We start from the raw sequence: 9,311 nt of genomic DNA, 5'->3' as shown, positions 1-9,311 counted from the left end.
TTCAGCGACCGGCTGGCGCTGGACACGTACCGGCTGAGCCTGGCCACGGGCAGCATGAGCGCGGCCAACGACTTCATGGAGATGGCGCAGCTGGCGGTGCAGGCGGGCAGCCCGAACGAGGCCAAGCAGGTGCTGGACAAGGGCTTCGCGGCGAACATCCTGGGGGTGGGGCCGCAGGCGGACCGGCAAAAGCGACTGCGTGACCTGATCGTCAAGAAGGTCGAGGAAGACAAGGCGGGGCAGGCGGCGAACATCGAGGAAGCCAAGGCGGCCAAGGATGGCACGGGGCTGGTGAACATCGGGCTGAACCAGGTGTTCGCCGGCGACAAGGCCGGTGGGCTGAAGCTGATGCAGGACGGCATCGCCAAGGGCAACCTGAAGCGGCCCGACGACGCGAAGCTGCACCTGGCCATTGCGCAGATCGTGGCCGGGGACTCGGCCAAGGCGCAGGGCACGCTCAAGGGCGTGGCCGGCACCGACGGCACCGCTGACCTGGCCCGGCTGTGGTCGCTGTACGCCAAGCGCAAGTGATGCGTTGATCGATGCGTCGATCGGCAAGAAAAAGGCCTCCGGATGGAGGCCTTTTTCATTGTGGGCGACTGCAGCCGCAGTTCACTTCGGGGCCAGCCGGATGGCGCCGTCCAGGCGGATCACCTCGCCGTTGAGCATGTCGTTGGTGATGATCTGGTGCACCAGCTTCGCATAGTCCGCCGGCGTGCCCAGGCGGCTCGGGAAGGGCACGCCAGCGGCGAGCGCATCCTGCACTTCCTGGGGCATGGAAAACAGCATCGGCGTGCCGAAGATGCCCGGGGCGATCGTCATGTTGCGGATGCCGTTGCGGGCGAGGTCGCGCGCGATGGGCAGCGTCATGCCCACCACGCCGCCCTTGGAGGCGGAATAGGCCGCCTGGCCGATCTGGCCGTCGTAGGCGGCCACGCTGGCGGTGGAAATCATCACGCCGCGCTCGCCGGTGCTTTCCGGCTCGTTCTTCGCCATGGCCTCGGCGGTCAGGCGGATCATGTTGAAGCTGCCGATCAGGTTCACCGTCACGACCTTGCTGAACAACGCCAGGGCGTGCGCGCCTTCCTTGCCCACCGTCTTGGCCGCGGGCGCAATGCCGGCGCAGTTCACCAGGCCCATCAGCTTGCCCATGGAGGTGGCCTTGGCGACCGCGGCTTGGCCGTCGGCCTCCTGGCTCACGTCGCACTTCACGAAGGCGGCCTTGTCGGCCCCCAGTTCCTTGGCCAGTGCCTCGCCCTTGTCGGCCTGCAGGTCGGCAATGACGACCTTGCCGCCGTTGGCGACGATCATGCGGGCGGTGCCTTCGCCCAGGCCCGACGCGCCGCCGGTGACGATGAATACCTTGCCTGCGATGTCCATGCTTGGTTCTCCTGTGTGGATCTGTCTGGTTGACGTATACGTCAATTGTCGCCGAAACCAGGCAGGCACAAAAAAGCCGCTCGATGGAGCAGCTTTCCGTTCAGCAGGACAGTCGATTCAGCCCAGTGCGGCCAGGGCCCGTGCGGTGATCTCGTCCACCGTGCCCGTGCCGCTGATCTTGCGGTACTTGGGCGCTGACGCGTCGCCGGTGGCGGCCCAGTCGGAGTAGTACTGGACCAGCGGGCGCGTCTGGGTCTGGTAGACCTCCAGGCGCTTGCGCACCGTCTCTTCCTTGTCGTCGTCGCGCTGCACCAGCTCTTCGCCTGTCACGTCGTCGCGGCCTTCGACCTTGGGCGGGTTGAACTTGACGTGGTAGGTGCGGCCCGAGGCCGGATGCGAGCGGCGGCCGCTCATGCGCTCGATGATCGCTTCGTCAGGTACGTCGATCTCGAGCACGATGTCGAGCTTGACGCCGGCGGCCTTCATCGCATCAGCCTGGGGGATGGTGCGAGGGAAGCCGTCGAACAGGAAGCCCTTGGCGCAGTCGGGCTGGGCGATGCGCTCCTTCACGAGGCCGATGATGATGTCGTCGCTGACCAGGGCGCCGGCGTCCATCACCTTCTTGGCCGCCAGGCCCAGCGGGGTACCGGCCTTCACGGCCGCACGCAGCATGTCGCCGGTGGAGATCTGCGGAATGCCGTAGCGCTGGCAGATGAATGCAGCCTGCGTGCCCTTGCCGGCGCCAGGCGCGCCCAACAGAATCAGTCTCATCAGTGGTCCTCGTTGTGGGTGTCTCGTGCGTGGTTCCGCGGGAGCAGGCGGTCCGGACGCTTTGTCTCAGAATATCACGCGCCTTCTTCGCGAAACTGACGCGGCGCAAGCGGCGTGGGGATGTTGCTTCAGGCGAAGAACCGGCGCACGCGCTCCAGGTCTTCGGGCGTGTCCACTCCGGGGCCGGGGCGAGCGTCGCTCACGTGCACGGCGATGCGCTCGCCATGCCACAGCACACGCAGCTGCTCCAGCGACTCGACCGCCTCCAACGGGCTCGCGGCCAGCGTCGGGAAGCGCTTGAGGAAGCCGACCTGGTAGGCGTACAGACCGACGTGCCGAAGGGGCAGGGGCTGCGAGAGCTGAGCGATGCCTTGGGCATAGCCATCGCGCCACCACGGGATGGGCGCGCGAGAAAAATACAGAGCGCGGCCCTGGGCATCACGCACCAGCTTGACGACGTTCGGATTCCGGAACTCCGCCGGGTCGTCGATCTCGTGGGCCGCGGTACCCATCACGCAGTCGCGGTGCTCGAACAGCAGACCGGCGCAGGCGTCGATCAGCGATGGCTCGATGAGCGGCTCGTCGCCTTGCACGTTGACGACGATGGCCTCGTCCGAGAGGCCGAGCTGCGTGGCCGCTTCGGCCAATCGATCGCTGCCGGTCGGATGATCCTCGCGGGTGAGCACGACGTCGACGCCATGCGCCTTGCAGGCCGCGACGATCTCCGCATGATCTGCCGCTACCACCACCTGCGCCGCCTTCGACAGCGCTGCACGCTGCGCGACGCGCACCACCATGGGAATGCCGGCGATGTCTGCCAAGGGCTTGCGAGGCAGGCGTGTGGAGGCCAGCCTGGCGGGAATGAGGACGGTGAAGCTCACTTCGCTGCGACCGTGCCGGGCTGGTCGTCCAGCTGGCGTGCTTCGCCTTCGAGCATCACCGGCATGCCATCGCGCACCGGGAATGCCAGGCGGTCTGCATTGCAGATGAGTTCGGCGCGTTCGGCCTGCGGCGGACGCTGGTAGTCGAGCGGACCCTTGCAAATGGGGCACACCAGCAGTTCAAGAAGTCGTGTGTCCATGGTTCGTCCTGTTCGAGGGGGAGGGCAGCAAGGCGAGAAGGGCACGGTCGAAGTCCGCACCAGGATGGAAGTCTAGCGGCACCACCCAGACCCGCGTCGTGCCCATGCGCTGCGGATCGAGCTTGATGGCGTCCTTCTCGGTGAGGACGACGTCCGGCGTGCCTTCGGGCCAGGGCAGGGTGGCGTAGTCGAAGTGATCGGGCAGGGGCAGGGGCGTGAAGGACAGGTTGGCCTTCGACAGCATGTCGAAGAAACGCTGCGGATGCGCCATGCCTGCTGTGGCGACCAGCGGCCTGGCACTGAGCGCATGCAAGGCCTCGGCCGATGCGCGCTCGCCGGCACGCCAACCCTGCAACGAGACCGCGCCCGCAAATGACCGCCGCGCGATGCATCCGGGCAGTGCTGTCGAGGCCGAGTCGGCGTTGTAGAGCACCACGCTGCGCGCGGGAACGCTGCGCGGCAGCGGTTCGCGCAGCGGGCCCGCCGGCAGCGGCCAGCCGTTGCCGGCACCACGCTGGTCGAACACCAGCACCTGCGCATCGCGAGCCAGGCGCAAGTGCTGCAGGCCGTCGTCGCTTACGACGATGTCCACCTCGGGGTGCAGTCGCAGCAGTTCCCGACCGGCGGCCACGCGGTCACGGCCGACCACCACGGGGCATTTCAGTCGCAGCCGCATCAGCAGGGGCTCGTCGCCGCAGTGCTTCACGTCGGTCGATGGCTGGACATCCACCACCTCGTCGGCATCGCGTCCGTATCCGCGCGAGATGACGCCCGGCCGGTATCCATCGGACCTGAGCAGGGACACCACGGCCATGACTGTCGGCGTCTTGCCGGCACCGCCGGCGATGAGATTGCCCACGACAACCACCGGGACGCCCACCGGTACCGGCTTGAGCAAGCCCACCCGGTACAGCCATCGGCGCAGTCCGCTCAGCAAGCCGAAGCACACGGCCACCGGCAGCAGGACCCAGGCGAGCCACCCGCGCCGCAGCCACGCCTGCGCCAATCCCTGCGCCCCGCCGGGCGATGCGGCGCGCGTGTCAGTGCCCGTCGCCACCTTGGGACGACTGCGTGGCGAAGGTGAGCTTGGCCAGGCCCGCGCGGCGGGCCGCGTCCATCACGTTCACCACGGCCTGGTGGGCGGCGGTGGCATCGGCCGAGATGATGACGACCGAATCCTCAGCGCCCTGGGCGGCGGCTGACAGCTCGGCCGTGAGCGCATCCACGTTGCGCCCTTCCACGGCCTTGCCCTTGATCGAGTAGCGGCCGTCAGCCGAGACGGCAACGATGATTTCCTTCGGTCGGTCGCGCGACTTCTCGGCATCGGCCGTGGGCAGCGTGATCTGCAGTTCGGTGAACTTCGAGTAGGTCGTCGTGAGCATCAGGAAGATGAGGATCACGAGCAGCACGTCGATGAACGGGATCAGGTTGATCTCCGGTTCCTCCGGCCGCGGCTTGCGGAAGTTCATGGGCATGGCGGCTGCCTCAGTGCGAACTGCCGCGGGGCACTGCGAAGCGCATCAGGTGCGGCACCATGCGTTCGCTCGACTGTTCCAGCTCCAGCGCGTAGGCATCCACCAGGCCGCGGAAGTAACGGTAGAACATGAGCGAGGGGATCGCGATGATCAGGCCGAAGGCGGTGTTGTACAGCGCCACGGAGATGCCGTGCGCCAGCATCAGCGGGTTGCTGCCGCCGCTGGCAGTGGGCGAGCCGAAGATCTCGATCATGCCGATCACGGTGCCGAACAGGCCCATCAGCGGGGCGGCCGAGGCCAGCGTGCCCAGCGTGTTCAGGTAGCGCTCCAGCTTGTGCACGGCCACGCGGCCGGCGTTCTCGAAGGCGTTGCGCAGGGCTTCCTCGGTGATGCGCGGCTCGGCGATCACGGCGCGCAGGCCGGTGGCCAGCACGAGGCCCAGCACGGAGTTGTGGGCCAGCTTGTTCACCACGTCAGCCCCGGGCAGCGACGAGCGGCTGACCGAGATGACTTCCTCCAGCAGGTTGGGCGGGGCGACCTTCACGGCGCGCAGGCTCACCAGGCGTTCGATGATCAGGGCCAGGGCGGCAATGGAGCACAGCAGCAGGGGCCAGATGGGCCAACCAGCGTCTCGTATGATCGAAAACAATCCGGTCCTTTCGGGCGACAAGCGGTTTTTGGGACGCGCGATTATGGCCCTTTGGAGCCGCCCGGCAAGGCGTGTTCGCCCCCGGTGATGAATCGAAACGTTGGTGCGTCTTTCGCAATCCACCGCAACTGTGGATAACTTTGTGGGCAACTGGGTTGTGAGGATCGGCGAAGCACGAAAAATCAAGGCCTCCAACGGATTGCCAAAAAAATAGGCAGAAAGATTCTCTTGAAAATCAACAACTTGCGTGATTGTGAAAGGCTCATGACAGTGATGATCCGCCGCAAAGCAAGCATTGGCGCGGTTGTGGAGTTCTCGGCCCGCGCCAGCACTGGGTTTGCGCGTGATTGAGCCCGCCGCCCTCGTGCCCCAGCGCCTCGTCTGGAGCGTCGCAAGCCTCGTGCACGCGGTGGCCGACACGCTGTCGGCGAAGTTTTCGGCCTGCGTCGTGCGCGGCGAGTTGTCGGGCTTCTCGAGGGCGGCCAGCGGGCATTGCTACTTCAGCCTGAAGGACGCCGACGGCGAGGCTGCACTGATCCGCTGCGCGATGTTCCGCCGTGCGGCCGGCCTCTTGGACTTCGCGCCGGGCGACGGCCAGCTCGTGGAGGTGCGTGGGCGCATCGCGGTGTACGAGCCGCGGGGCGACTTGCAGTTCGTGGTCGAGTCCATGCAGCGAGCTGGGGCGGGTGCCCTGTTCGAGCAGTTCCTGCGGTTGAAGGCCAGGCTGGAGGCCGAGGGGCTGTTCGCTCCCGAGCGCAAGCGGATGCTGCCGCGGTTCCCGCGCCGCATCGGCGTGGTGACGTCGCTGGGCGCAGCCGCCCTGCATGACGTGATGACCTCGTTCGCTCGCCGTGCGCCGCATGTGGAAATCGTGGTCTATCCGAGCCTGGTGCAGGGCGCCGAAGCGCCGGAGGCACTGGTCGCGGCGATCGCTGCCGCGAATGCGCATGCGGTTGTGGACGTGCTCATCGTCTGCCGGGGCGGCGGGTCCATGGAAGACCTGTGGTCCTTCAACGACGAACGCCTGGTGCGCGCGATCGTTTCCTCGACGATCCCGGTCATCAGCGGGGTGGGACACGAGACCGACGTGACGCTTGCCGACTTCGCTGCCGACGTTCGGGCGCCGACGCCGACGGCCGCGGCAGAACTGGTCGTCCTCGCGCTGCAGGAATGCATGTCTGCGCTTGACGGCTTCGCGCAGCGCATGCAGCGCCGCGTGGCCCACGTGCTCGATTCGCACGCGCAACGCCTGGATGCCAGCGCGCTGCGGCTCGCGCGCCCCACGCGCACACTGCAGCGCCAGTCGCACACGCTCGACCTGCTGGAGCAGCGATTGCGCAATGCAGTGCACCGCAGCGTGGAGACCCGGCAGGTGGGGCTGCAGCGTCTTGGTGCACGCCTGCCGCCGGCCATCCGGTTCATGCAATCGCGCCAGGGCATGCGCGTCGATACGCTACAGGCGCGCCTGTCCGGGCTCGACCCGCGCCGTGTGCTTGCCCGGGGCTATGCCTGGCTGGCCGACAGCCAAGGCGCCCCCGTGCAATCGGTGGCGCAACTGCAGCCTGGTCAGTCGCTCCAGGCTGTGCTGGCCGATGGCAGTGCGCAGGTGGCCGTGGAGCGCATCGACGCGAACCCGCTGGAGTGACTTGGCTGCGACGTGCTGGCCGAAAGGGACTTCACAACTGCCTACAATCCGCACCCGCCAGGAACCCCGCACAACAAGCACTGAACTGCCGAAAGGACGCACATGGAACACACCCTGCCGCCCCTGCCGTACTCGCACGACGCACTCGCGCCGCACATGAGCCGCGAGACGCTCGAATACCACCACGACAAGCACCACAACGCCTACGTCGTGAACCTCAACAACCTCCAGAAGGGCACCGAGTTCGAGAACCTGCCCCTGGAGGAGATCGTCAAGAAGTCTTCTGGCGGCATCTACAACAACGCCGCCCAGATCTGGAACCACACCTTCTTCTGGAGCTGCCTGAAGCCGCAAGGCGGCGGCGAGCCCAAGGGCAAGCTGGCCGATGCCATCAACGCGAAGTGGGGCAGCTACGCCGCCTTCAAGGAAGCGTTCACCAAGAGTGCCGTGGGCAACTTCGGTTCGGCCTGGACGTGGCTGGTGAAGAAGCCCGACGGCACCGTGGACATCGTCAACATGGGCGCCGCCGGCACCCCGCTGACCACCGCCGACAAGGCGCTGCTGACGATCGACGTGTGGGAGCACGCCTACTACATCGACTTCCGTAACCTGCGCCCGAAGTTCGTCGAGACCTTCCTGAACTCGCTGGTGAACTGGGAGTTCGCGGAGAAGAATTTCGCCTGAGCGAGTTTCGGTTCCGCATGAAAAAGGCCGCCTGCGAGGCGGCCTTTTTTGCTTGAGGCGAACGCTTATTGCGGTTGCTGCTGCACCGCGCGGGCCTTGGCCTTGGCGACGTAGGCCTGGTAGGCCGGCAGCGCAACGGCCGCCATGATGCCGATGAAGGCCAGCGGAGCGATGCAGCCCAGGATCCGGACGCCCCAGTTGTTGGGCGTCGGGGCCGGACCGAACCGGTTCGCACCGTCTGTGCCTGCCTTGAACAGCCAGATCAGGCCCACGATGACGTTCACCAGCGGGACCAGCATCAGCAAGACGGTCCATCCCGACCAATCGATGTCGTGCACTCGCTGGATGGCGGCCATGACGACGAACACGAAATAGCCCAGGCCGCAAAGGACCATGAGGAACATCGCCAGCACCGGGCTGCGGCTCACGCCGCCGATGAGGCCGGCAAAGAACATCGCCACGAACATCAGCAGGTACGCGCCCATGGTGTAGGCGAGGTAGCGAAGGCGGCCGATGCGGCCACGCCAGGTGAGGATCTCAGGCTCGCGCAGTTCCTCGGTGTTGTCGACGATGTCCGAGACGTCCGCGCTCGGCGGCATGTAAGGGTTGACGGCTGACAAGGTGCTCCTCCAATGCTTTGTGTTGACTGTGCTGCCGGCGCGCCGGCTGTTCAGCGCTTGGCGAAAGGCTGCCCCTGCAGCTTTTCACCCGCCTTGATACCACGCTTTGCGAACCATCCCTGGTTCATCTCCAGGACAAATCTCACGGGCTTGGTCGAACAGTGGCTGTCCAGCGTGAGCGGCTTCATGTCGTCGATGTTGACGATGGTGCCGTCCTCGGCCACGAAGGCCACCGACAGCGGCAGCAGGGTGTTCTTCATCCAGAAGCACTGCTGCCCGGCGTCCTCGAAGGCGAAGAGCATGCCTTCGCTCGCGCCCATGTTCTTGCGGTTCATCAGGCCGATCTCGCGCTGCTCGGGCGTCTGCGCCACTTCCGCCTGGATGACGTACATGCCTGTGCTGAGCTTGATGGTGGGCAGCTTGGGCTGGCCATCGTCGGCGTGGGTCGCGAAGGCTGCAGCGGCCAGGGACAGGGCGAAGATCGAACGCGAGAGTGTGTTCATGTCGGCTGGGGAAGTCAGGTGTTCGCGGCGATTATGCGGAATGCGGATGCGGGAACCGCAGATGCAAAAACGCCCGGACAGAGCCGGGCGTCTTGACGTGCCTGCCGGGTTCATTCGGCTGCACGAGGCAGAGACAGGCTATTAGGCCTTCTTCTCTTCCTTCTTGGCAGCGGAAGCAGCCGGCTTGGCTTCGTCAGCCTTCTTGTCGGCCTTCTTCTCTTCCTTCTTCGCAGCCGGCTTGGCTTCAGCAGCGGAAGCGGCGGGCTTGGCAGCGTCAGCGGCGAAAGCGCCAACGGCGAACATGGAAGCGATCAGGGCGGCCAGAAGCTTGTTCATTTGATTTACCTTTCGAAAGTTTGAACACATGTCCCCCCTTCTGAGGGACCGCCCCTCAACGACGCGTGGCGAAAGGCGGTTGACAGCTTCGCTGACATAGAATCTCAGGTTTAGTACTGATGCCCTAACGGCTTTCCCGCGCCCCCAACGACGCATTCATCATCCAT

The 9,311-nt window shown here is 66.0% G+C and carries 13 protein-coding genes and 1 pseudogene; 4 read left to right on the top strand and 10 right to left on the bottom strand.

The features are described 5' to 3' along the window. Nucleotides 1–531, top strand: a pseudogene (locus tag DZC73_RS29785) (hypothetical protein); the annotation flags it as partial. 81 nt (nucleotides 532–612) lie between these two features. On the opposite strand, the gene DZC73_RS21820 reads toward DZC73_RS29785, so the two are convergent. From DZC73_RS21820 to DZC73_RS21790, 7 genes are all read right to left on the bottom strand, one after another. Then, a complete protein-coding gene (locus DZC73_RS21820) occupies nucleotides 613–1,380 on the bottom strand; it encodes a 3-hydroxyacyl-CoA dehydrogenase (protein ID WP_124542484.1) in 768 nt (255 codons plus the stop codon). Between the two features lie 117 nt (nucleotides 1,381–1,497). Further along, nucleotides 1,498–2,151 (bottom strand): adenylate kinase, encoded by a 654-nt coding sequence (gene adk / locus DZC73_RS21815; protein ID WP_124542483.1) that lies wholly within the window; start codon nucleotides 2,149–2,151, stop codon nucleotides 1,498–1,500. 128 nt (nucleotides 2,152–2,279) lie between these two features. Beyond that, nucleotides 2,280–3,032, bottom strand: coding sequence for a 3-deoxy-manno-octulosonate cytidylyltransferase (gene kdsB, locus DZC73_RS21810; protein WP_124542482.1), 753 nt, complete (start codon nucleotides 3,030–3,032; stop codon nucleotides 2,280–2,282). Next, nucleotides 3,029–3,232: a Trm112 family protein gene (locus tag DZC73_RS21805; RefSeq protein ID WP_124542481.1), complete on the bottom strand. Its 204-nt coding sequence runs from the start codon at nucleotides 3,230–3,232 to the stop codon at nucleotides 3,029–3,031. Before DZC73_RS21805 ends, kdsB begins: the two co-directional genes overlap by 4 nt. Then, the gene (lpxK, locus tag DZC73_RS21800; RefSeq protein ID WP_124542480.1) at nucleotides 3,213–4,289 is read right to left on the bottom strand and encodes a tetraacyldisaccharide 4'-kinase; all 1,077 of its coding nucleotides are present in this window, start codon (nucleotides 4,287–4,289) and stop codon (nucleotides 3,213–3,215) included. The genes DZC73_RS21805 and lpxK overlap by 20 nt, the downstream gene beginning before the upstream one ends. Next, nucleotides 4,273–4,701 carry an ExbD/TolR family protein gene (locus DZC73_RS21795; RefSeq protein WP_124542503.1) on the bottom strand — a complete coding sequence of 143 codons (429 nt, stop codon included), beginning with the start codon at nucleotides 4,699–4,701 and terminating at the stop codon, nucleotides 4,273–4,275. The genes lpxK and DZC73_RS21795 overlap by 17 nt, the downstream gene beginning before the upstream one ends. A 16-nt stretch (nucleotides 4,702–4,717) precedes the next feature. Further along, entirely contained in the window at nucleotides 4,718–5,356 is a 639-nt protein-coding gene (locus DZC73_RS21790; RefSeq protein ID WP_124542479.1) for a MotA/TolQ/ExbB proton channel family protein, read from the bottom strand. 228 nt (nucleotides 5,357–5,584) lie between these two features. On the opposite strand from DZC73_RS21790, the gene DZC73_RS30515 reads away from it, so the two are divergent. The 3 genes from DZC73_RS30515 to DZC73_RS30350 all read left to right on the top strand — a co-directional run bounded on the left by DZC73_RS30515 (nucleotide 5,585) and on the right by DZC73_RS30350 (nucleotide 7,685). Then, on the top strand, nucleotides 5,585–5,707 hold the full coding sequence (locus DZC73_RS30515) for a hypothetical protein (RefSeq protein WP_268879057.1): 123 nt from the start codon (nucleotides 5,585–5,587) through the stop codon (nucleotides 5,705–5,707). Then, entirely contained in the window at nucleotides 5,700–7,001 is a 1,302-nt protein-coding gene (xseA, locus tag DZC73_RS21785) for an exodeoxyribonuclease VII large subunit (RefSeq protein ID WP_235835233.1), read from the top strand. Before DZC73_RS30515 ends, xseA begins: the two co-directional genes overlap by 8 nt. 102 nt (nucleotides 7,002–7,103) lie before the next feature. Then, entirely contained in the window at nucleotides 7,104–7,685 is a 582-nt protein-coding gene (locus DZC73_RS30350; RefSeq protein WP_235835232.1) for a superoxide dismutase, read from the top strand. Nucleotides 7,686–7,750: 65 nt separating this feature from the next. Here DZC73_RS30350 and DZC73_RS21780 read toward each other — a convergent pair whose 3' ends face one another. The 3 genes from DZC73_RS21780 to DZC73_RS21770 all read right to left on the bottom strand — a co-directional run bounded on the left by DZC73_RS21780 (nucleotide 7,751) and on the right by DZC73_RS21770 (nucleotide 9,144). Beyond that, nucleotides 7,751–8,305 carry a DUF805 domain-containing protein gene (locus DZC73_RS21780; RefSeq protein WP_235835231.1) on the bottom strand — a complete coding sequence of 185 codons (555 nt, stop codon included), beginning with the start codon at nucleotides 8,303–8,305 and terminating at the stop codon, nucleotides 7,751–7,753. 50 nt (nucleotides 8,306–8,355) lie between these two features. Continuing rightward, complete coding sequence (locus DZC73_RS21775) at nucleotides 8,356–8,808, bottom strand: DUF192 domain-containing protein (protein WP_124542478.1); 453 nt, start codon at nucleotides 8,806–8,808, stop codon at nucleotides 8,356–8,358. Nucleotides 8,809–8,949: 141 nt separating this feature from the next. Then, on the bottom strand, nucleotides 8,950–9,144 hold the full coding sequence (locus DZC73_RS21770; protein WP_124542477.1) for a hypothetical protein: 195 nt from the start codon (nucleotides 9,142–9,144) through the stop codon (nucleotides 8,950–8,952). Between the last annotated feature and the right edge of the window lie 167 nt (nucleotides 9,145–9,311).

This window comes from Rhizobacter terrae, assembly GCF_003852895.1.
GTDB lineage: Bacteria > Pseudomonadota > Gammaproteobacteria > Burkholderiales > Burkholderiaceae_C > Albitalea > Albitalea terrae.
This window is presented reverse-complemented; position numbering and strand designations above follow the sequence as displayed.